The following is a 21,975-nucleotide window of genomic DNA, read 5'->3' as shown; positions in this document are numbered from 1 at the left end:
CGTGCCTCTACTCCACCAGCACTACCCGGCCCTGCGTGACACTCTGCCGCACCTGGCCCTGGGCGCGACCCCGACCCCGCTGCGCCGGATTCCCCTACTCCCGGCTGCCGGTACCGAGATCTGGATCAAGGACGAGGGCGCGTTCGGCGACGGTGGCTGGGGCGGCAACAAGGTCCGCAAACTCGAATGGCTCCTGCCCGACGCGCTGCGCCGGGGCCGGCGCACCATCCTCACCGTCGGCGGGCTGGGCACCAATTGGGGGCTCGCCACCGCCCTGTACGGGCGGGCACACGGGTTCGCCACCGCGCTGGCGCTGGTCGACCAGCCCGTGGACGAGCATGTGCGCGCCCAACTGGAACGGATCCGGAACTCCGGCGCCACGGTGCATTTCACGCACACCGTGGCGCGCACCGCGCTGAGCCTGCCGTGGCTGCTGGCACGCCACAGCAGCGGGACGACCCCGCCCTATTTCCTGCCCGCCGGCGGATCGTCGCGTGTCGGTCTGCTCGGCTATGTCGAGGTGGCGCTGGAACTCGCGGCCCAGGTCGCGGACCGGACCATGCCCGAACCGTCGCATATCGTCACCGCCATCGGGTCCGGCGGCACCGCCGCCGGGCTCGTCCTGGGCCTGACCATGGCCGGCCTGCGCACGCGCGTGGTGGGCGTGGTGGTCAATGACAAACTGCGCCTGGACGAACCGGGTCTGCTGCGCGCGGCCCGGCGCACCGAACACCTGCTGCGGGCCCGCGGCGCACGACTGCCCGAGCTGGACCTCACCCCGGACCGGCTGCTGCTGGTGCGCGATCAGCTCGGCGCCGGCTACGGCCATGCCACCGAATCCGGCCGGGCCGCACAGCAACTGGCCCACGACCAGGCCGGGCTCGAGCTCGAGCCGGTCTACACCGCCAAGGCCATGGCCGCGGTGCTGGATCTCGACCGGCGGGGTGCGTTGGCCGGAGGGCCGATCGTCTACCTGCACACGGACGGCGCGCGATGACCGGTTCACATGATCGGGACGAGAAGACACCGATGGAGACAACCGAACTCGGACTCGGTGAGCTCGCGCGCGCTATCGGCGACGGGCGCATCAGCGCGGTCACCGCGGTCACCGCGGCCCTCGGTCGCATCGACGCGGCTCAGCCCGACCTCAATGCCTTCCGCCTGGTCCGCCGCGACCGTGCGCTCGTCGAGGCCGCCGCCGCGGACGCGCGGATCGCCGCGGGAGAGCGGTTGCCGCTACTGGGGGTGCCGATCGCGGTCAAGGACGACACCGATATCGCCGGCGAGCCAACCGCATTCGGCTGCGGCGGCGAGCACCCGCCCGCCTCCGCCGACGCCGAGGCGGTCCGCCGACTCCGGGCCGCCGGTGCGGTCATCGTCGGCAAGACGAATACCTGTGAACTGGGCCAATATCCGTTCACCAGCGGCGAAGCCTTCGGGCACACCCGCAATCCGTGGAGCGCCGGGCACACCCCGGGTGGATCCTCGGGTGGCAGCGCGGCGGCCGTCGCGGGCGGACTGGTGCCCGCGGCGCTGGGCTCGGACGGGGCCGGCTCGATCCGGATCCCTTCGGCGTGGACGAATCTGGTGGGTATCAAGCCCCAGCGCGGGCGGGTGTCGACCTGGCCGGAGCCGGAGGCGTTCAACGGTCTGACCGTGAACGGCCCACTGGCCCGCACGGTCGCCGATGCCGCGTTGCTGCTCGACGCGTGCGCCGGGAACCACCCCGATGAGCTGCACCGCCCGCCCGCGATCCGAGCCGTCGAGGCGGTGGGCCGCGACCCCGGCAGATTGCGTGTCGCGGTGTCGCTGCGCGCGCCATTCACCGGGTTTCCGACCCGGCTCGATCCCGAGATCCACGCCGCGACACAGCGCATCGCGGCCCGGCTGCGCGCGGCGGGGCACGCGGTGGTCGAGGCCGACCTGCCCTACAGCACACTGCTGACCGCCGCCTTCCTCCCGCGCTCACTGGCCGGAATAGCGGCCTGGCACGAACGGATGCCCCCATCGGCCCGGGTCGGCCGCCGCACCCTGGCCAATGTCCGCACCGGGCGGCTGCTGGCGGGCCCGCCACTCACCGCCGCCCGCCGAGCCGAACCGCTGTTGCACCGCCGGATCGGCGCGATGTTCGGCGAATTCGACCTGGTACTCGCGCCCACCACCGCCACCCCGCCGATCCCGGTGCACTCCCCCGACGACCTGGGCAGCTTCGCCACCGACCACTTGATCGCCGGCTGCTGCCCCTACGCCTGGACCTGGAATGTGCTGGGCTGGCCGGCGGTGAACGTACCCGCGGGCTTCACCGACGCGGGCCTACCGATCGGCGCCCAACTCCTGGGCCCGGCGAACTCCGAGCCCCTGCTGATTTCGACGGCGGCGCAACTGGAATCGGAGCTGCGCTGGGACCTGGTACGTCCGGATCCGTGGTGGCTGCGTCGATAGTGTGGCGACATACGAGAAGAGCCCTCCCATATGCTGGGAGGGCTCTTCTCGTGATGGTGTCCGGAGGGGGACTTGAACCCCCACGCCCTAATACGGGCACTAGCACCTCAAGCTAGCGCGTCTGCCATTCCGCCACCCGGACCGGTGGTGCTCAGCAAGGTTATCGGATCGGGCCGCGCGGACCAAATCGGTCGATGTAGTGCGTGTTTGCCGAGCAAGAGGAGGCGGTGGGAGTGGTTGCCGCCGGGCCGGATGCCGGCCCGGCAGGCCACCCCCCGATCTCAAGCCTTCAGCGCCTCCAGCAGCGCGGCGCGCTGCCGGGAGCCCAGGCCGCCGATGCGGCGGTCGGCGGGGATCTCGGCCTCGTCCATCAGCTTGGCCGCCTTGACCGGGCCGATACCCGGCAGCGCCTTGATGACCGCCGCCACCTTCGTCTTCTTGACCAAGTCCTCCGCGTCGGCGCGCTTGAGCACCTCGGCGAGACTGACAGACCCCTTCTTGACCTGCGCGATGAGTTCCGAGCGGGCCTTACGAACCGCCGCGGCCTTCGCCAGCGCCTCGGAGCGTTGTTCGGGGGTCATGGTGGGCAGAGCCATATGTCCTTACCTTTCACTCGTTCGCTGGTATTTCGCCGACGATTCAACAGGACAGTGGGCCCTCCGCAAGTACGACACACCGCGTGGACGTGGCCGACACGTCGACCGACCGGCGAAATTTGGACACGGGAGGCCCGTCTCGAGCCTCCCACGACACCGGTCGACTGACCAGAAGTTTGCTGACGGACGTAGCTGGCAAATACCCGACCCCACGCCGGGCATCGGTACTACGGTGGGCGCGAACATCACCGGGCACCGGCGAAAGGCGGGGCAGATGCAGGGGTCGTATCCGTACGCCGAACCCGCCGCGACCGTGCCGTCCCTGGCCGATCGATACGCCAGCGCGGACCCCGTGACCTGGAACGGAGCGCAGGTCTACCCGCTGCACTCGGAGACTCTCGGGGACGCCCCCGCGACCGTCCGGCTGACCCTGCGGACGGCCGTCGCGCGGGTGGGGGTGCACAGCCTCGGCATCGGGCTGGCCGTGGACCGGGGGAATGTGTTGCTGGGTGGCCGCCAGATCAGGGGGGTTGACGTCTGGAGTGACGCGATGGACGGCGGGATCGACCTCGAGGTGTGCCCCACCGACACCGACGCCGCGATCACGCTGACCCCCGTCTGGGTCGACGACAGCGGCGCGACCGTCTCCTGGGTCGGCAATTACGGGATGCTCATCACCCGCGAACCGGCCATGACCGTCCTGCACTGTTCCACCGGTGTCGGACCGCCCGATTTCGGAGAACTCGTCGTCGAGCTCACCACCACCAGGAAACCGCCGCGTCCCGATCTGCCCGCCGAGGCCAGTCGCTACCAGAACGCGCTCTACGAGCTGGGTGTGGCGATGCAGAGCCGCGGCGACGAGGAGCAGGCCTGCCAACTATGGGCGCAGGCAGCCGAATTCGGGCATGTGGGCGCGGCCTACGACCTGGGTGTGGTCCGCTACCGCCGCGGCGACTACCCGGAAGCCGAACATTGGTGGCGCACGGCCGCCACCCACGGTGACCCGCGCGCGATGGCGGGCCTGGCCGAGTTGCGCGGTCGCCGCGGCAGCCCCGGTGAGGCGCAGGCCTGGCGCACGGCCGGCGCCACCGACTACCGCTGAGGACTCCCGGCGTGTGCTGTGACGCAATTCACCCGACCCGGAGTTGAATCTCCGGGTCCGCCCCCGATTGCGGGGCGGTCGCGCCCATCTACAGTGGCGGTCGATCGCGCGGCCGCCTCGGCCCCGCGCACGACCCACGAGGAACGCATGATGAACACCGCGCGATGGACGGCCGTGGCGGCCGCCGCACTGGCCGTAACCCTGCTCTCGGGTTGCTCGGATGTCGAGAAGGCGCTCAACCAGGGCGGCGACACCAAGTGCAGCGACTACCTGATCCAGAGCGCCGACACCCAGCGCGTCACCATCACCAAGTTCATCAAGCAGCAGGGCACCCAGAACGAACCCTCCGGCACCCAGGTCGACCTCTCCATGGCGGCGGTCCAGAGCCTCTGCCAGATCCAGGCCAACAAGGACACCCCCATCAAGAACGCCAACCTCCTCGGCATCCTCCACTAGCCCCAAACCCTCCCCCGCGCACCCCATTTCGCCTGGCCCAGCCCCGATTTCCGTTTCCGCCAACCCCTCCGCTAATCTTGTCCCGCACCACCGGTCCGGGTGGCGGAATGGCAGACGCGCTAGCTTGAGGTGCTAGTGCCCGTATTAGGGCGTGGGGGTTCAAGTCCCCCTCCGGACACCATGAACACCCGAATGCTGTGCACCACACAGCATTCGGGTGTTCCTTGTTTCAGCCACCGAGCTTGCCGGGAATCGGGTCGCGGGCAGCGCCGCGGCGAGCGGCGCCGCCGATCCCGTCCCCGGGATTGCTTGCCAGTCACGAGAAGTCAGCAGTATCCCGCATCGACCGGGCCAATCGGCCGGGCGCTACGCCTCGATCGGGGCGTACCAGTCGGCGTTCTCGAGCAGCACCCTCGTGCCCAGGTCGCGGTCCCATTCCGGCTCGATGCCGTGGCGCCGGAAGATCGGAAACACCACGTCGTCGAGCAGCCGGGTCACATCGGCGGTGTAGAGGTCTGCCTTCGCGTCATCGCTGAGCGCGTCGTAGCCGGCCTCGTCGAAGTCCTCGGGCGGGAACGCGCCGTAGCCGATGTACGTCGCGCCGTCCTCGAGGAGACGGCTGGTGTCCTGCTGATGGAAGTAGACGTAGCCCTTCCAGTGGCGGCTGTCGTCGCGTTCGTCCCAGATCTCGCCGGACGCGCAAGTGCCGCAGCAGGAGAAGTCCGCTCGCGCGACCACGCCGTTGGCATTGAGCTCCTCGAACGCGGCGATCGTGCGAGAGGTGTGCGCGCCGATCTCCGCCTGCTGGAGCAGCCGCGCGGCACGGAGAGCGGCGAAAGCCGCCCCGAGCTGCTCGTCGGTGAGGTCGTAGTCCTCGCCGTAGCTGTCCACGAAATCGTCGGCGTCGCCTCGGCCGGCGATCAGCTGATCCCAGATCTGCCCGGCCAGCTCTTCGCGACCGGCCGCATCGAGAGGCAGGTCGGGCAGTGTGGCGTAGGGCGGCAACGTGTTCGGGTTCGACAACGCGCTCACAGCGAAACCTCCAGACAACGAGCGAAACCGTGCGAATCACCCGCGTTGGCGATGCTAGCTTCCGCCGATCCGTGAGCGCACCCGATTGCAGCGCGGCTGCCAGGGCGGCGACGAGCAGCTGGCGGGACATATGTCGTTGCAGCAGTTGGACTTCGATCAGCGCGTGGGTGCCTGGGCATCGCCGTGAGCTTCGCGGTCCGCGGCCCATCGGCGCTATTGACATTTAGCGACCGATTGGTTGCAATCTTCGGTGTGACCGAGAACCCACGTGTGCGCCGCACCCAGGCGGAGCGCACCGCATCCACGAAGGCAGCGCTGGTGGACGCGACGATCGAGACCATCGCCGAGATCGGCTACCACCGTGCTTCCGCCGGAGAGATCTGCGCACGGGCGGGCGTATCCAAAGGTGGACTGTTCCGCCACTTCGACTCGCGACTCGCACTGGTCGTCGAGGCCGCCGAAGAGGTCGGTCGCCGGAACCTCGCGGGCTTTCGCGCGCTCGGCGACGCGCCCGTCGGCGACATGCTCGCGTTGACGCGAAGCCAGTCGCGAGCGCAGATCAACGCGGTCTGGTTCGAGTTGCTGGTCGCCGCTCGCACGGACGCCGAGTTGCGCGAGCAACTCGCTCCGGTGGCGAGCCGGCTCTACGCCGCCATCGACGAGCTCGCCGTGGTGCCGTCGTCGGGCGCAGGAGTCGCTCCCGCGTTGCTTCAGTTGATGGGCACGTCGCTGGTGCACATGTTCGACGGAGAGGCCGTCCTCCGAGAGGTCTACCCGCGACCCGAACTCGAAGACGCCCGTTTGAAAGCGGCGACCGAGCTGATCAATGCCCTTGTCGAGCTTCGCCGCGACTACCCGTCCGTCGCCGTCGAGCGACTCGACAAGGAGAAATGACCCATGGCTAGAGGTTTCCCGCCCGAAACATCCGCGGATTACATCGTGGTCGGTGGTGGCAGCGCCGGAGCGGCCGCAGCACGTCGGATCGCCGATGCCGGCGCCGAGGTCCTGCTGCTCGAAGCCGGCGGTCGCAACGACTCCCAGCTCGTCCGGGTTCCGGGCATGGTCGGGCCGATGCACGGGGTCGGCCGCCTGCAACGCAGTGTCACCTGGCAGCCTCGCACCAGCCCCCAGCCGGATGCCGCGGGACGCCGGGTATCGCAGATGCACGGGCGCGGGCTGGGCGGAGGGGGCGCTGTCAACGGGATGATCTGGTCGCGTGGGCACCACAAGAACTACGACGACTGGGCGGCCGCCGGTTGCGCCGGCTGGAGTCACCCCGACGTTCTCCCGATCTTCAAGCGCATGGAGGCGTTCGAGGACGGCGCGAACGAATACCGCGGCGGCTCAGGCCCGATCGGTGTCACCCGGGCGCGCGATCTCGCCGAGGTGACGACAGCCTTCCTCGACACACTCGCCACGACCGCGGGAGTCGCCCACAACGCCGACTACAACGCCGCCGAGCAGGAGGGCGTCTCGGTCGCCCAGTGGAATGCGGCCGGCGGTCGTCGTCAGAGCTCGGCCGAGGCGTACCTGCGCGATGCGCCGCCGAACCTGCATGTGCGTACGGGTGCGCAGGTCACACGGATCATTATCGACAAGGGCACCGCCGTCGGCGTCGAAGTCGCCACCAAGCGAGGCACGGAGCGGCTCATCGCGCACCAGGAAGTCATCGTGAGCGCCGGCTCGTTCCGCAGTGCTCAGCTCCTCATGCTCTCCGGAATCGGACCCGCCGAACACCTTGCCGGACACGGGATCCCGACACTCAGTGACCTCCCGGTCGGCGAAGGCCTGCAGGACCACCCCGTTGTTCCCGTGGTCTACAACGTGACCCGAGGTCCCGTTCTCGGTCCGGCGAAGCTTCTGACCGCGATGGCGAAGGAGCGCATCCGGCCGAGCTCGACCTTCTTGGCCGGCTCCTACATGGAGGGTGTAGCCCACCTCAGGTCGGAGTACGCCGACGCCGTTCCAGATCTGCAGTTCTTCGCGACTCCGCTCGGTCGCCGAGGCGCCGATGCCACGATCCCGGGAGTTCACCCCGACATCGACGGCGCCTGCTTCACGGTCTACGTCGTGCTGCTCTATCCGAAGAGCTCGGGAACAGTCCGGCTGGCCTCGCGCGATCCGCACGTGGCGCCGGTGATCGATCCTCGCTACTTGAGCGCATCCGCGGATCTCGACGTGCTGATGTCGGGCGTGGAGTTCGTTCGCGAGGCGATGGCACACCCGCGGGCCTCCTCCTACGTCCGCGCCGAAGTGGCGCCCGGCCGAGCCGCAACCACCCCCGAGGCCGTCAGAGAAGATGTGCGCCAACGGATTTCAAGCGTATACCACCCGACCGGCACGTGTCGGATGGGCGTCGATGAGCGAGCCGTGGTCGACCCCAACCTGAAGGTGCGCGGCATCGAGCGTCTGCGCGTCGCCGACGCCTCGGTGATGCCGTCCATCCCCGGCGGCAACACCAACGCACCCTCGATGATGATCGGCGAGCGCGCCGCCCAACTCGTTCTGGAGAACGCATGACCCCGATCCATGAGGTCGCTGTGATCGGCGCCGGCATCTCCGGCCTCGGCACCGCGATCAAGCTGCGCGAGGCGGGGATCACCGACTTCGTGATTCTGGAGAAGGCCGACAGCGTCGGCGGTGTCTGGCGGGACAACACTTATCCGGGTTGCGCGGTCGACATCCCCTCGGTCGCCTACTCATATTCTTTTGCGCCCCACGACCGTTGGAGTCGCAAATTCGCCCCGCAGCCGGAGATCCTGTCCTATCTGCGCGAGACCGCCGATCGCTTCCGCGTCGGTCAGCATCTCCGTCTCGGGGTCGAGGTGTTCGATGCGAGTTGGGACAGCGTGGAGCGCTGCTGGGTCTTGGACACCAGCGGCGGCGAGATCCGTGCGCGCTCGCTCGTTGCCGCCGCGGGCCCCTGGCACGAGCCGAGCCTGCCCGAGATCGAGGGCCTCGACGCCTTTCCCGGGCCGGTGTTCCACACATCGCGCTGGGATCACGACGTCGATCTGACCGGACGGCGGGTGGCGATCGTCGGAACCGGTGCCTCGGCGATCCAGGTGGTGCCGAGCATCGCCGAGCAGGTGGCCGAACTCCATGTCCTGCAACGGACCCCGCAGTGGGTCGTGCCCAAGGCGGAGCCCAGGCCATCCCGGGTCGTCCGCCGCCTGGGTCTGCATCGACTCGGGTCGGTCCATCGCTTCAACCGTTGGCGTGAGGAACTGCTCCTCGAACTCACCAACATCGCGTTCAACCGTCCCTGGGGGCAGGCTGCCTTCAAGTGGATCGGACGGCAGAACCTGCACGCGGCCATCGATGATCCCGAACTGCGTGCGGCCCTCACGCCCGAGTGGTCCGTCGGCTGCAAACGGCTGCTGATGTCGAGTGAGTACTACCCCGCGCTGGCGCGCCCGAATGTCTCTGTCGTCTCGACCGGCCTGACGGAGGTCCGCGGGAACACCCTCATCGGTGAAGACGGCTCCAAGACCGAGGTCGATGTCGTGATCATGGCGACCGGGTTCAAGATCCTCGACATGCCGATCGCGGGCAGGGTCAGGGGCATCGACGGACGCAGTCTGGCCGAGCACTGGGACGGCAGCCCACAGGCCTACCTCGGGACCACCGTGCACGGCTTCCCGAACCTCTACATCCTCTTCGGGCCGAACGTCTCGGCAGTCGCTTCGGGGTTCCTGATCATCGAATCCCAGTTGCAGCAGGTGGTTCAGGCACTGGCTCATCTGCGGCGCAGCGGCGCCGTGTCGCTCGAGGTCCGCGATTACGTGATGCGGCAGTTCAACGACGACGTCCAGGTCGCGCTGCAGAACACGGTCTACAACTCGGGCGGATGCCGCAGCTACTACTTCGACAAGAACGGCCGCAACGGCTTCTCCTGGCCCTGGTCGGCGCGTCGGCTCCGTCGGGTGACCGCCCGCTTCGACCCAGCGGACTACGTCGTGACGCAGTCGTGAGGGCTTTGCTCGAGCCGCGACCCGCTGATCGAAGCTGGCGAATCCCGTTCGGACAGACCGTTCTCCGACGAAGGAGTGGACACAACCCCTCAGCCATAGGCTATGGTTAGCCTAACCTGACCTGAAGGAGATCTGCTCATGATTCGCAAGTTCGTCGTGGCCTCGATGCTGTCCGCCAGCTTGTTGGCGCCGGCCGTCGCCGTCGTCGCGACCGCTCCGGCCGCCGTGGCCGCGCCGGCCACGCCGTCCGCGGGTGAGCTGCAGGGCAAGCTGCAGGCTGCGCTGAACGGGTCCGCCGCCGAGCTGGAGTCCGGCGACGCGAGCCAGATCGGCAACGTGAATCAGGTGATTCAGCGGATTCCGGGGTACAGCTGGGACGTGTCGGGGCCGATCTCGGTCGACGGTGACGTCCTGTCCGCCACGCTGAACAGCCGGCTGGGATCCTATGCCTTCCCGTTCTCGGTGACCTGGAAGGACGTCGGCGGCACCTGGAAGCTCTCGCGCGAGAGCGAGGAAATGCTCGCGAGCTACGCGAACATGGCCTGGTGATGGCGCACAGCCTCTACTGAGGAAAGACGGGAACCGGTACGCGCGTGGTCGCGTTCGGGTTTCGGACCTGGGGACGGCGAACATTGCGGGCGCTCATGGATACTCGCCGTGACGTCGTCCTCTCGGTCACCCATCCGGCCGCCGTATCGTCCGACAAGGCGGTCGGTTGACGCCTCACACGCGAGCGCGCATGCGGTGCCGCCCTCCGGTCGCGGCCCCGGTGTCGCGCATGGCGGGCAACTCGACCGTGGGTTCGTCGAGCGCGCGATGCAGTCGCGCGAGAAATTCGTCCAAACTGCCATACCGGCACCGGATCTCGCTCAGCAGGTTCATGGTCACGTCCATCACCGGGCTCACTTCCCGCCAGTGCCAGGTTCGCGCCGACCTGCGCGCCCTGGCAATCTGAACCGACAAGCGGCATGGTAATCAGACAGCAAACCGATAGGCCCAGTTTGCCTATGACAAATTGCGCCATTCTCGCCGTCAGCTAACACCCTGCAGGGCAAAGCCGAGGTAGTCCAGCGTCGGGAAGCGTCACCGGCGTCAGTGGCCCGATACCTCGCGCAGCGCCGGGCCGGTAGGCCGGAAAATCACCTACAGAATTGTTCAGTTCCTTCGCGAGTGATGCCGTTGGCGCAGTCACGAGGAAAGCCGCTGCGGTGCAGCGGCTTTCTCGGTCGGGGCGGGGGTCAGGCGGGTGGGGTGGTGGTGTTGCGGGCGAGGTCGGAGAGTTCGGCGAGGAAGTCGGCGGTGGGGACGGGTTTGCCTTCCTTGCCGATGGGCGAGGGTTCCAGTGGGACGAGGAGGTCGTCGGTCGGTGAGTGGAGCCACAACGCCATCACGTAGAGGGCGGGGATGCGGAGGAGGCGGAGTTCGTAGCCCTTCTTCTCCAGCTGGGGCAGTTTGCGGAGGGTTTTGACCGCTTTGTCGGTGCCGAGGACGAAGGGGCCCTCGGTGAACTGGGAGACCTCCTGGGTGCCGTCGGGGGCGGGGACGGTTTCGGCGCTGGCGATGATCTGGGTGCCGTCCGTGATGAGGTAGCGCCAGCCGACGGGCTGGGCGTGGTCGAGGCCGGCGCCGGCGGCGAGGTCGTCGAGGCCCATGGTGAAAACCTCGTGGGGCGTGGACAAGTCGAGGTTCTCCTTGCGGGCGCCCTTGAGCGCCTTGGTGGAGAACTTGCCGCCGTCGGCGAAGGCGTGCAGGCGGCCCTTCACCTTGTCGGGGACGTCGGCGGGCGGCTCGGGCAGATGCAACGGCATGACGGACTCCTCAGCGCTTGGTCTTGTAGGAATGGGTCCAGGTGCCGGAGCCCTGGTAGGCGTTGCGGTAGGTGGCGTCGGTGACGTCGGAGTCGCCGTACCAGGGGTCGGCGACGCTCACGTATTCGACGCCGTTCGACACGAAGCGGCCGCGCAACACCATGAAATGCCCGCCGCCGCCCGCCCAGCCGACGCGGGTCCCGACCGGCAGCGTGGCCGCGAGTTCGAGACCCAGCTGGGCGGTGGTCAGCTGGGATCCGACGATCGTGTTGTAGTGCCCGACCCGCTGCAACGCCCGATCCAGCCACCACGCCTGATTGCAGGGCGCGACCGATCCGGCGCCTCCGCAACAGTCGTTGCGGCCCACCTCGGCGTTCACCACCGTGCACTGCGTCCATGGGGTCCCGGGCTCGTAGTAGACCGCGATGCTCGTCGACGTCGCGGCCCAGCACCACTGCGTCTGCTGCTGATGCTGCATCTGGAAGTCGAGGCGCTGGTCGGCCAGTTCGAGGAAGAACTTCTCGTGGATGCCACCCTCGGCGGCGAACTGGCAGTTGACGACGCCTCCCCCATTGTTGCTCAGCGAGGTGACCCCGGTGCCGTTCATCCGCAGGTACACCTTCGGGAAGCCGATCGATTCGAAGGAGAACGAGCCGTCGGACTGCGGGCTGAGATGGTACTTCTCGAAGGGACCCGGGCCGCCGGTGCTGTACTGGCAGTTGACCGTTCCGCCGCCGGACGCGGTCTGCGAGGTCACCCCGGTGCCGTCCATCCGCAGGAAGACGTTCGGGAACGTGGCCGACTCGAAGGCGTACGAGCCGTCGGTTTGCGGCCGCACCCGGAATTTCTCGTAGAGCCCCGCGGTGTACTGGCAGTTGACCGTCCCGCTCCCGTTGTCGGTGAAAGTGGTCGAGGCCGACCCGTCCAACCGTAGGTACACGTTCGCGAAGGCTGTCGATCGCAGCGTGATGGGTGTGTTCCCCAGGCTGGCGAGCTCGGCTGCTGACAATGGCATGGTGAGCCTTCTTCCGTCCGGCTTATCCCCTGCCCGGCTCGGAATCTGTTCCGCTGGTGGCGATTTCGTCCGAGCCGGTGATTTCAGTGGACGGCATCCGATCCCGCCGGGGAAAGGGTCTTTGGTCCCGAATCGTGCTTGCTGGAATCCGCGAAACCGGTTGGCTTGCAACGGAACTCGTGATCGAGAATGGGCCGGTATTGCCGTTTTCGGGCGTTTGATCATGGTCGCCGGGACAATGGGGCAAATGTACGATTACGGCCTGGGCAGGGAGTGCGCTGCCGGCCCCGCCAAGGAGTCGGTTCCGCGCCCGTGCGGGCCCCGGCGATAGGAAAGCACTCACCTGGGGTACGCGAATTCAGTAGTTGACCCCTCCGTTTACCGAAATTCGAGTACGCCACTACTCGATACCTGGCGATTCTTCGGCGCGACACTCGATAGGTGTTTACAGAATCGGCGGCGAAGAACATCGTCATCTGTCTCGACGGGACAGGCAATCAACTCCGGGCCACCGGCAGCACGAATGTCGTCCGTCTGTTCGAGATGCTCGATCTGAGCGATTCCGCCCGCCAGATCGCGTTCTACGATCCGGGTGTCGGCACCTTCAGCGCCCGGGGCGCGTGGTCACCGCCCGCGCGCTGGGTGTCGCGCATGCTCGGCCTGGCCGTGGGCAGCGGTCTGCGCTCGAATCTCGCCGAGGCCTACACCTATCTGATCGAACACTGGCGACCGGGCGACCGGGTGTTCGTCTTCGGTTTCAGCCGTGGCGCCTACACCGCGCGGGCCCTGGCCGGGCTGCTGCACGAGCCCGGGCTGCTGCGGCCCGGCAGCGAGAATCTCGTCCAATACGTCGTCAGCGCCTATACGCGCAAGACGACGGATTGGCCCGAACTGCGCCGCTATGCCCGCTCCTTCTGCTCGAAGACCCCCGAGCGCGAATTCTCGATTCCCATCGAATATCTGGGGGTCTGGGACACGGTGAAGGCGGCCGGATTGTTCCGCTGGAATCTGCACTGGCCTTTCACCCGTCAGATCCCGAATGTCGAACGCGTCCGGCACGCCGTTTCCATCGACGAGAAGCGTCGCCCGTACGAGCAATATCTCGTCGTTCCGAAGGGCGAACGGCCCGTCCTCACCGAGGCCTGGTTCGCCGGGGTCCATTCCGATGTCGGCGGCACCTTCGAGGACGATCCGCGCCTGGCCGGGATCGCGTTGAAATGGATCGCCGACGGCGCGATCGAGGCCGGACTGACCCTGAAGCCCAAGGCCTACCGCGATGTCTGCGCCCTGACCGAGAACCATGCGAGCGGCCGAGTGCACCGCATGGGCTGGATCTGGGCACTGCTCACCTACCGTCACCGCCGCATTCCCGCGGATGCCCTGTTGCACGCGAGCGTGCGGACCCGGTGCGAGACGGATACGAACTACGGCAAGCGGATCCCGCGCGCAGTCCGGTGGGAGGACGAGCAATGGACGAAACCGCACCTGTAGTCGCCTACAGCATGGGCGGCATCTGCCCGCCCGCACGCCGGCGACTGCGGACCTTCGCCTTCGACCCCATGTCGACGCGCCTGACCGGCCGCTTCCTCACCCTGGACATCCCGTTCGAGAAGTTCAAGGGCCCCGGCCCGGACGGTGGACTCGTGCAGGTCGTCGACTACGACGCCAGCCGCGAGAAGTGGTACGCCCCGATCGACCTCGACGACCCGTATCTGTTGGCGCAGGACGGGATTCGCCCGACCGAGAGCGATCCCCGCGCCCATCAGCAGGTCGTCTACGCCGTCGCGATGAGCGTCCTGGAACGCTTCGAGCGTTTCATGGGCCGCCGTTTCCGCTGGCACCGCGAGCAGGTCCTGCGCCTGGTTCCGCACGCCTTCGAGGGCCAGAACGCCTATTTCGATCCGAAGCGCCGCGCGGTCCTGTTCGGCTACTACCGGGCCGATGCCGAGAATCCAGGCGCGAATCTGCCCAGTCAGATCATCTTCACCTGCCTGTCGAGCGATATCGTCGCCCACGAGGTGACCCACGCGATCGTGCACCGAATCCGCCGTCTCTACAGCGAATCCACGCATCGGGACGTCTTCGCCTGGCACGAGGCGGTGGCCGATCTGATGGCGTTGTTCCAGCATTTCACCCACCGCGACGTCGTCGTCGACGCCATCACGAAAACCTCGGGCGAGCTCGGCAAGAGCGGCGGACTCCTGGATCTGGCACGGGAATTCGGCGAATCCACCGGCCGCGGCGCGGCTCTGCGCTCGGCGATCCGCAGCCCGGACCGCACCCCCAATCAGTTTCTGGCCGCGCAGGAGCCGCACGAACTGGGCGCGTGCTTCGTGGCCGCGGTCTTCGACGCCTACCTCGACTCCTATCAGAGCGCCATCGCGGACCTGCTGCGGATCGCGACCGGCGGCACCGGCGTGCTGCCGCCCGGCCACCTGCATCCGGATCTGGTGTCCCGCATCGCCGACGAGGCGGTCAAGACCGCGGACCGCCTACTCGGAATGGTGGTGCGCGCCTTCGACTATCTGCCGGTGGTGGATGTCCGCTTCGGCGATGTGGTGCGCGCGATCGTCACCGCCGACCGCGGCCTCTACCCCGAGGACCGCGAGCATCTGCGCGCCACCTTGGTGGAGGCGCTGCGCCGGCGCGGCATCTGGCCGACCAGCGTCGCCTCGCTGACCGATGAGGCGCTGGTCTGGCATCAGCCCGACACCGGCCTGAACGTCAGCCGCGGCAAGCACGCGGTGGACCTGTCCAAGGTCATCCTGTCGGCCTCCCGTGACCTAGACCCGGGCGGCGCGGCGGGCGAACTGCGCACGCCGCCGGTCCCCGACGGCAATGGCAGTCCCCGCGCCCTGGAGCTCCCGACGACGAGTGTGGTCTTCCGTGAGGTCGCCATCGGCATCACCGCCTGGGCCCGCGTGAACGCCCTGCAAATCGGACTCGATCCGAAGCTGCCGATCAGCTGCGAAGGCATCCACGTCTCCTACCGGCGGGCGGGCGACCGGCTGCCGCGCCCGGAGCTGGCCATTCAGCTACTGCAGCGGCGCACCGACCTCGAGGACCCGAAGCAGTACAAGCCGCCGGCGATCCGCGCCGGCACCGCCCTGGTCGTCCGGGTGGACGGCGGCGTCGAATACATCATCGCGAAGCCGCTGCCCCTGAGTGATCCGGCGGTGGCGACCGACGACAACGCCAGAGAGTTCCATGAAGCCGGGAAGCAGCGGCTCGCCGAAATGACCCAATGGTTCGAGTCTTTGGAGGCCGCGGACCCGTTGAGCGACTTCACGGCCGAGCACGCGATCCACCGTCTCGGCTTCGCCACGATCCATTCCGACACCGGGGAGTAGGTGCGAGATGGCCACCCGGACAACGATTTCGGTCCGCATGTACAACGTGGGCTTCGGCGACGCGTTCACGGTGACCGTCCGCCGCGGCGACGACACCTGGCGGATGCTGGTCGACTGCGGCGTGCACAGTCAGGGCCGGGCCCGCCCGATCCGCGACTCGGTGCGCGCCATCATCGCCGATCTCACCGAGGCCGCGCCCGACCACCGCCCGCACCTCGATGTCGTGGTCGCCACCCACCACCACGCCGACCACATCACCGGATTCGCCTGCGAGGAGTGGGAACAGGTGCTGGTGGACGAGGTGTGGGTGCCGTTCGTCGAGGATCCCGACGACGCGGACGCGCGCCGTATCCGCGGCGGTCAGGCCGAGGCCGCCAACGGCCTGCTGGCGCTGAGCCAACGGCGCGTCGCCGAACTCGACGGCCGCCTGCCCGCCGGTGTCGAACAGGCCCGCATGTTCGCGCTCAACGCGCAGGGCAATGCCGCCGCGACCGATCGGCTGCTGGGCCGCAATCAGCGCGGGTTCGCCGCCCCGCATCGGGTTCGGTTCCTGCCCAGCCGGACCGAGGCCGAGAACCGGATCGCCGTGGACCGCGTCGGCGTGATCGCCCACATTCTCGGGCCCTCCCGCGACATCAAGTTCCTCAAGCGCATGGATCCGCCGGCCCAGCAGTCGTGGCCGCTGGTCCGCGCGGGCGCCGGCACCGGCTCCGCCGGGCCGCTCACGCCGCTGTTCCACGCGCGGTACATCAGCACCGGTCAGTTGCCGGGCCGGCTTCCGGAGGCGAAAACGGATCTGGCGCTGGAGAATCTGGTGCACGATGACGACCGATTGCTGCGCGCCGCGGCGATTCTGGAGAACGCCGTGAACAACACCAGTGTCTTCTTCGTCCTCGATGTGTCCGGAACGCGGCTGCTGTTCCCCGGGGACGCGCAGCAAGGTGCGTGGGAGTACGTGTTCTCCGACGCCCGCAATGTCGACCTGCTGACCGACCTGGCGCTGTACAAGGTCGGCCATCACGGCTCGCACAACGCCACTCCTCGCCGATTCGTCGAAAAGGACTGGCAGACATCGGGGTACGCGATGGTCCCGTTCGGGCCGGTGCAGCGATGGGTGAAGACCATACCCAAGAAGTCGCTGGTCGAGTCGCTCGAACAGCACCATCACACGGTGGTCCGCGCGGACCAGCCGCCCGAAGCCGTACCCGGCCACCTGGCCGTGCACGGCGACCTCTGGACCGAGGTCACCCTCACCGCAACGAACCACCATCAGGAGTGAAAGACATGTCCACCGGAGACGTCATCATCGTGTGCACGCCGCGCAGTCTGCCCGGCGACACCCTGTTCGCGGCCGCCAGGACGGCCGTGGAGATCAATCCCGCGAACCGCCCGTACGTGCGTCCGGTCACCGGATTGGTCGCGCCGGGGACGGTGAACAAGGAATTCATCTCCGCCATGACCACCAAGTACTGGCGCAGTGGCGGCGTGCATCTCGCGGTGCGGTTCCTCGACACCGACGACGCCGACCTCAAGAAGCGCATCGTCAGCCACATGAACGCGTGGTCGCCGGGCGCGAACATCAAGTTCTCCGAAAGCCGCAGCAAGGATGCGGAAGTGCGGATCGCGCGCACCCCCGGCGACGGCTACTGGTCGTATCTGGGCACCGACATCCTGCACATCGCCGCCGACCAGCCGACCATGAACCTGGACTCCTTCTCCATGGACACCCCCGAGAGCGAGTACAAGCGGGTCGTGCGCCACGAGACCGGCCACACCTTGGGCTTCCCGCACGAGCACCTGCGCCGCGAGGTCGTCGATGACATCGACCCCAAGAAGGCGATCAAGTACTTCCAGGCGACCGACGGCTGGAGCCCGGACACCACCCGCGCCCAGGTGCTGACCCCGCTCGAGGACGTCAGCCTCATCGCCACACCGGCCGACACCCTGTCGATCATGTGCTACCAGCTGCCGGGCTCGATCATGCGCGACGGCAAGCCCGTTCCCGGCGGCCTCGACATCGACCCCCAGGACCGCAAGTTCGCCCAGACGCTCTACCCGGCGACCCTGGTGGGCACACCCCACCCGGCCGCGAAGGCCACCGCGCACGCACGGTGACCGCTTCGATAAGAGGGGACGGCCGAAGCCGTTGCATCGCAACGGCTTCGGCCGATCGAAGTGGGTGAGCGCTGGGAACGTCACACACTCGTGCGCTCGATCAGCGCCCGCAGTGCGGCGACGTCGCGATCGAGATTCCGCCGCAGCATGCGGGCCAGCAGCGCGCCGAACGGCCGCTGCATGCCGTGCGGAGTGACCCGCAGTTCCAAGCGAATCCGAGATCGATCCGTACCGAGTGGGGTCACGGTGCGCGCGCCCTCGGCATCGGCTCCCGAGGTGGTGCGCCAGGTCATCCGGGTGCCGGGGTCGACCGCGAGGACTTCGCCATCATTGCGCCAGGTGCGTCCGGCGAATCGGAGTTCCTCGGCGGTGCGGGTGCCGGGTGAGACGAGGCCGGGCGGGTTCGCGGTCATGGCGACGACGCCAGAGCGCCAGGCGGTGTCGTTCGCGTAGTCGGCGAGGATCGCCCAGACCTTCGAGGCCGGGCAATCGACGGTGGTCTCGGCGGACAGGTCGAAGGTGGTCACCGGTTCACCGTCGCCGACGGGTGTTTCAAATCCGCTACAGCGGCTTCCCCGCGGCGTCGTGGACGAGATCGACCATATCCGTCCAGCTCATCCGCTTCCCGGCCTGTTCGGCGGCCGCCGCGTCCGCGGCGGGCAGCAGCCGGTTCATCCGCTCGATCAGCGCCGGATGCGCGAACTGCGCATAGCGGCGCGGGTCGGCTCCGACCCGCTCGGAGTGGTGCAGTGCGGCCGCCCGTAGCTGAAGTGCCGCTCGGGGTTCGGAGGTCAGCACGAGGGCGTGCGCGGCCGCGTAGATCGCGCCGAGAGCATCGGAGATATTCGACTGTTCGGCGAACACGCCCAAGGCCCGATCGAGCGCGGTCAGTGCCTCCGCGGCGGCGTCCCTGTCGTCACCCGGCGAGAGCACCGACCAGGCGACCACCACATCGGCCATGCCCTGGCACCAGAGGTGACCGCAGTCGGCGCTGAGCTGTCGCGCACTGCGCAGCCATCGGAGGGCCTCGGTCCTGTCGCCTTCCAGCAGCAGGGTGATGCCGTGGCCGAACTGGGCGCAGCCGCGGATCCACTCGGGCGTGGGCAGGCGGTCGACCTCCGCGTTCAGGCGGTCGACCGCCGCCCGGGTGGATGTCGGGTCGCCGAGCGCGGTCAGCGCCAATGCCCGGAACATCAACGCGTGCAACATCAGATCGCGCTCGGACTCCGGGGCGGTCAGGAGGTCCAGGGCGGCGTCCGCGTGCGCGAGTGCCTCGGCGGGATCCCCGGCATGGAAGGACACGATGGACAGGGCGGCCAGCCCGCGCGCCCGATCCGTGTGTTCCGCCGGTGCGGCGCGGTCCAGTGCGGTCCGCAGCAGACGGCGACCGTCCGCCAGCACTCCGAGGGTCGTCCACGCGAATTGCAGTGCGGCAGTGGTCCTCAGCGTGCGCACGGGATCGTGATCGAGGTCGTGGTCGATGCCGGTGCGAATGTTGGGCATCTCCCCCGCCAAGGCGCGGTAGGCGGGCCCGGCCCCATGCCCGGTCAGCAGTGCGGTCTGCGCTGCTGCGAAGTCGTGCACCCACGCGGCGTGTGCGGCACGACTGGCCTGTGGATCGGGATCGACGTCCCGGCAGTAGCGGCGAATGGTCTCGAGCATCCGATACCGGGTCGGGCCGGTGGTGGTGTCCGCGCTGATGACCGACCGATCCAGCAGTGACGCCAAGGTGGCGAGCACCGCGGTTCCGGCCGCCGCGGGCCGGACCGCTTCGGCGGCCTGCCAGGTGAATCCGCCTTCGAACGGCCACAGCCGCAACAGCATCGCGCGATCGGCGTCGGTGAGGTGCTCGACGCTCCATCCGATGGCGGCTTCGAGTCCCGCATGTGGTGAGAGGGATCCCCGTGGTGTCGGTCCGAGCACGTCGAGCCGATCGCGAATGTGGGAGGCGATGTCGCGCAGCCCGAACGCACGCTCCCGGGCGGCGGCCAATTCGATCGCCAGTGGCAGCCCGTCCAGGGTCGCGCAGATCTCCCGCGCGCACGCCCGATCATCCTCGGCCGGTTGCCAATTCGATCGACCGGCCCGAACTCGGTCGATCAGCAGCTGCACCGCGCTGCCATCGTTACCGTCCGGGCCGGTCACGGGCAGGGGTTCGACCGTCAGCACCTGCTCACCGTCGATGCCCAGAGGCTGGCGGCTGGTCGCGAGAATCCGCAATTCAGGACAGCCGGCGAGCAGCAGCACGCTCAGCTCGGCGACGGGCTCGATCAGATGCTCGCAGTTGTCGAGCACCAGCAGCCCCGGCCGTACCGCGAGCGCGCGCCGCACCGAAGCGGCAGGCTCGCCCGTGTGATCGATGAGCCCGAGCGCGGATGCGACCGCCATGGCGACCGCATCGCTCCGGCGGGCATCACCCAGGCGCACGATCCAGCGGTCGACCGTATCCTCCCGCGCCGCACAGTATTCGACCGCCAGCCTGGTCTTGCCGACTCCGGCGGGCCCCACCAGGCTGACCATCCGCTGCTCCCCCATCAGCTCGGTCAGCAGCCGCAGTTCTCGGTCACGACCGACAAAGGAGGTGAGCAGCCTCGAAACGGGCTGCGGCACAGCGCGAACCACGCCGTCGACCGGTGGCCGAGGATGGGCCGTGGTCGCGGCCAGCAGTCCGGGATCGTGCGCGAGCATCCGCTGCTCGAGCAGGCGTAGCGCGGGCCCGGGTTCGACGCCGAGTTCCTCGACCAGTAGTTCCCGCACTCGCCGTAGCTCGGCCAGCGCCTGCGCCTGCCGCCCGCCGCGATACAGCCCCAGCGCCAGCAGCTCCCACCGCCGTTCCCGGAACGGGGCTCGCGCCACCGCCTCGCTCAATTCCGCGACTGCCGCCGCGGTCTGCCCGCAGGCCAGTCGCGCCGCCTGCAACTCTTCGACCGCGACATCGCGCAGCTCGGCGAGACGCGTCCGTTCGGCGGGCAACGCGGGCGCATGATCCAGCTCAGGCCACGGTTCTCCGCGCCACGACGCCAGCCCGTCCGCCAGGAGCCGCTCAGCGCGCGCCGGCTCACCGGCCGCCAGCGCCCGAACTCCTTCGGTGACCGATGCCGCGAAGCGCCCACTGTCGGTCCACTCTGGAGGTACGTCCAGTCGATACCCGGATACGCTGCGCTGCAAGAGATCCCGCGCGGTCGGACCGAACGCCGACCGCAGCCGTGAAGCCACCACCCGCAGTGTGCCGCCCACCTGCTGTGGCCGCTCGGCGCTCCAGATCAGCTCACCGAGCGCTTCGTCGGACATCGCGGAGCCGAGCGTGGTCGACAGGGCCGCGAGGAACCGCCGGGGAACGGGCCCGCCGATGTCGACGAGCCGACCGTCCACCTCGACCTCGATCGGGCCGAGCACTCGGAGGAACAGCACCCGGCAGAGCCTAGTCGCGCCCCGGGGGCCTGGTCACGGGGTCGGGAAGGGGGTGAACTGATCGGCGTCGGGCACGATGGCCATGGGGATGTTCCTTCTTGGCGACTCAGGTGAGCATGCGGGTCAGGACCGCGGTGACGGCCGCGCGGGCGGCGTCGACGGGGAGGGCTTGATGGCGGCGCAGGGCGTCCCAGGTCTCCCAGGAACACATCGCGAAGACGGCCTCGCGGGACGCTGGTTCGAGCGCGTCGATTTCGGGCAGATTGGTGCGCAGGTGGGCGCGTAGCGCCGCGCGGCTCTCGTTCAGACGTTCGGAGAGGACCGCGGATTCGTGTTCGCGCAGCAGCGCGGCCCGGCGGGTGTTGGTGACGTTCTCGAACAGGTCGGAGCGCAGGGTCACGAGGGTGTCCATGCGCTGGTTCAGGTCGCCGGTCACCGGTTCCAGGAGTGCGATCCAATGCCGGGCGATCTGGGTCTGCGCCGCGTCGAGATACAGCGTCTCCAGGTCCTGGAAGTGGTGGTACACCGACCGTGTGGCGACGCCCGCCCGCTCGGCGACCGCCTGCGCGGTCGGTTGCAGATTGCCCTCGTCGATGAGCGCCAGGGCGGCCTCGAGGACCGCTTGGCGGTTCTTCGCCGCTCGTGCTGTACGTCCGTCCATCACGGTCGACCCT

The 21,975-nt window shown here is 68.5% G+C and carries 20 protein-coding genes and 2 tRNA genes; 13 read left to right on the top strand and 9 right to left on the bottom strand.

Going from position 1 to position 21,975, the window contains the following annotated elements; all coding sequences use genetic code 11:
• Position 1: 1 nt before the first annotated feature.
• Complete coding sequence (locus tag ACQP06_RS18445) at positions 2-997, top strand: 1-aminocyclopropane-1-carboxylate deaminase/D-cysteine desulfhydrase (RefSeq protein ID WP_433665781.1); 996 nt, start codon at positions 2-4, stop codon at positions 995-997.
• Positions 994-2,442: an amidase gene (locus ACQP06_RS18440; RefSeq protein ID WP_433665780.1), complete on the top strand. Its 1,449-nt coding sequence runs from the start codon at positions 994-996 to the stop codon at positions 2,440-2,442. Before ACQP06_RS18445 ends, ACQP06_RS18440 begins: the two co-directional genes overlap by 4 nt.
• A 54-nt stretch (positions 2,443-2,496) precedes the next feature.
• Here the strand turns inward: ACQP06_RS18440 and ACQP06_RS18435 are convergent.
• Together ACQP06_RS18435 and mihF are read right to left on the bottom strand one after the other, a co-directional pair.
• Positions 2,497-2,584: transfer RNA gene (locus ACQP06_RS18435), tRNA-Leu, on the bottom strand.
• A 139-nt stretch (positions 2,585-2,723) separates the two neighbouring features.
• Positions 2,724-3,038: an integration host factor, actinobacterial type gene (mihF, locus tag ACQP06_RS18430; RefSeq protein WP_357081650.1), complete on the bottom strand. Its 315-nt coding sequence runs from the start codon at positions 3,036-3,038 to the stop codon at positions 2,724-2,726.
• A 274-nt stretch (positions 3,039-3,312) separates the two neighbouring features.
• Between mihF and ACQP06_RS18425 the strand changes: the two genes are divergently transcribed.
• The 3 genes from ACQP06_RS18425 to ACQP06_RS18415 all read left to right on the top strand — a co-directional run bounded on the left by ACQP06_RS18425 (position 3,313) and on the right by ACQP06_RS18415 (position 4,777).
• Positions 3,313-4,140 (top strand): tetratricopeptide repeat protein, encoded by an 828-nt coding sequence (locus ACQP06_RS18425; protein ID WP_433665779.1) that lies wholly within the window; start codon positions 3,313-3,315, stop codon positions 4,138-4,140.
• 150 nt (positions 4,141-4,290) lie between these two features.
• A complete protein-coding gene (locus ACQP06_RS18420; RefSeq protein WP_433665778.1) occupies positions 4,291-4,596 on the top strand; it encodes a hypothetical protein in 306 nt (101 codons plus the stop codon).
• A 93-nt stretch (positions 4,597-4,689) separates the two neighbouring features.
• Positions 4,690-4,777, top strand: a tRNA-Leu gene (locus tag ACQP06_RS18415).
• A gap of 185 nt (positions 4,778-4,962) precedes the next feature.
• On the opposite strand, the gene ACQP06_RS18410 is transcribed toward ACQP06_RS18415, so the two are convergent.
• Positions 4,963-5,628: a DUF6891 domain-containing protein gene (locus ACQP06_RS18410; RefSeq protein WP_433665777.1), complete on the bottom strand. Its 666-nt coding sequence runs from the start codon at positions 5,626-5,628 to the stop codon at positions 4,963-4,965.
• A 252-nt stretch (positions 5,629-5,880) separates the two neighbouring features.
• Between ACQP06_RS18410 and ACQP06_RS18405 the strand changes: the two genes are divergently transcribed.
• From ACQP06_RS18405 to ACQP06_RS18390, 4 genes are all read left to right on the top strand, one after another.
• On the top strand, positions 5,881-6,522 hold the full coding sequence (locus ACQP06_RS18405) for a TetR/AcrR family transcriptional regulator (protein ID WP_433665776.1): 642 nt from the start codon (positions 5,881-5,883) through the stop codon (positions 6,520-6,522).
• 45 nt (positions 6,523-6,567) lie between these two features.
• Positions 6,568-8,148 (top strand): GMC family oxidoreductase, encoded by a 1,581-nt coding sequence (locus tag ACQP06_RS18400; RefSeq protein ID WP_433665775.1) that lies wholly within the window; start codon positions 6,568-6,570, stop codon positions 8,146-8,148.
• Positions 8,145-9,602, top strand: coding sequence for a flavin-containing monooxygenase (locus ACQP06_RS18395; protein ID WP_433665774.1), 1,458 nt, complete (start codon positions 8,145-8,147; stop codon positions 9,600-9,602). The genes ACQP06_RS18400 and ACQP06_RS18395 overlap by 4 nt, the downstream gene beginning before the upstream one ends.
• A gap of 138 nt (positions 9,603-9,740) precedes the next feature.
• Positions 9,741-10,151: a hypothetical protein gene (locus tag ACQP06_RS18390; protein ID WP_433665773.1), complete on the top strand. Its 411-nt coding sequence runs from the start codon at positions 9,741-9,743 to the stop codon at positions 10,149-10,151.
• Positions 10,152-10,325: 174 nt separating this feature from the next.
• Here the strand turns inward: ACQP06_RS18390 and ACQP06_RS18385 are convergent, their stop codons facing one another.
• The 3 genes from ACQP06_RS18385 to ACQP06_RS18375 form a co-directional block, all read right to left on the bottom strand.
• Positions 10,326-10,496, bottom strand: coding sequence for a hypothetical protein (locus tag ACQP06_RS18385; RefSeq protein ID WP_433665772.1), 171 nt, complete (start codon positions 10,494-10,496; stop codon positions 10,326-10,328).
• Positions 10,497-10,840: 344 nt separating this feature from the next.
• Positions 10,841-11,410, bottom strand: coding sequence for a hypothetical protein (locus ACQP06_RS18380; RefSeq protein ID WP_433665771.1), 570 nt, complete (start codon positions 11,408-11,410; stop codon positions 10,841-10,843).
• A 10-nt stretch (positions 11,411-11,420) separates the two neighbouring features.
• Positions 11,421-12,425, bottom strand: coding sequence for a fascin domain-containing protein (locus tag ACQP06_RS18375; protein WP_433665770.1), 1,005 nt, complete (start codon positions 12,423-12,425; stop codon positions 11,421-11,423).
• 441 nt (positions 12,426-12,866) lie between these two features.
• Here ACQP06_RS18375 and ACQP06_RS18370 point away from each other — a divergent pair, with 441 nt between their 5' ends.
• From ACQP06_RS18370 to ACQP06_RS18355, 4 genes are read left to right on the top strand one after another with little or no spacing between them, the layout of a single operon-like run.
• Positions 12,867-13,916 (top strand): DUF2235 domain-containing protein, encoded by a 1,050-nt coding sequence (locus ACQP06_RS18370; protein ID WP_433665769.1) that lies wholly within the window; start codon positions 12,867-12,869, stop codon positions 13,914-13,916.
• Positions 13,895-15,775, top strand: coding sequence for a hypothetical protein (locus ACQP06_RS18365; protein WP_433665768.1), 1,881 nt, complete (start codon positions 13,895-13,897; stop codon positions 15,773-15,775). Before ACQP06_RS18370 ends, ACQP06_RS18365 begins: the two co-directional genes overlap by 22 nt.
• Before the next feature lie 7 nt (positions 15,776-15,782).
• Positions 15,783-17,054: a hypothetical protein gene (locus ACQP06_RS18360; protein WP_433665767.1), complete on the top strand. Its 1,272-nt coding sequence runs from the start codon at positions 15,783-15,785 to the stop codon at positions 17,052-17,054.
• A 5-nt stretch (positions 17,055-17,059) separates the two neighbouring features.
• On the top strand, positions 17,060-17,890 hold the full coding sequence (locus tag ACQP06_RS18355; protein ID WP_433665766.1) for a M12 family metallopeptidase: 831 nt from the start codon (positions 17,060-17,062) through the stop codon (positions 17,888-17,890).
• A gap of 80 nt (positions 17,891-17,970) precedes the next feature.
• Here the strand turns inward: ACQP06_RS18355 and ACQP06_RS18350 are convergent, their stop codons facing one another.
• From ACQP06_RS18350 to ACQP06_RS18340, 3 genes are all read right to left on the bottom strand, one after another.
• Positions 17,971-18,417, bottom strand: a complete 447-nt coding sequence (locus ACQP06_RS18350) for an SRPBCC family protein (protein WP_433665765.1) — start codon at positions 18,415-18,417, stop codon at positions 17,971-17,973.
• A gap of 34 nt (positions 18,418-18,451) precedes the next feature.
• Positions 18,452-21,301 carry an ATP-binding protein gene (locus ACQP06_RS18345; protein WP_433665764.1) on the bottom strand — a complete coding sequence of 950 codons (2,850 nt, stop codon included), beginning with the start codon at positions 21,299-21,301 and terminating at the stop codon, positions 18,452-18,454.
• A 106-nt stretch (positions 21,302-21,407) separates the two neighbouring features.
• Positions 21,408-21,962, bottom strand: a complete 555-nt coding sequence (locus tag ACQP06_RS18340; protein WP_433665763.1) for a TetR family transcriptional regulator — start codon at positions 21,960-21,962, stop codon at positions 21,408-21,410.
• Between the last annotated feature and the right edge of the window lie 13 nt (positions 21,963-21,975).

Source organism: Nocardia sp. CA-136227 (assembly GCF_050955695.1).
In the GTDB taxonomy this organism is placed as follows: domain Bacteria; phylum Actinomycetota; class Actinomycetes; order Mycobacteriales; family Mycobacteriaceae; genus Nocardia.
This window is presented reverse-complemented; position numbering and strand designations above follow the sequence as displayed.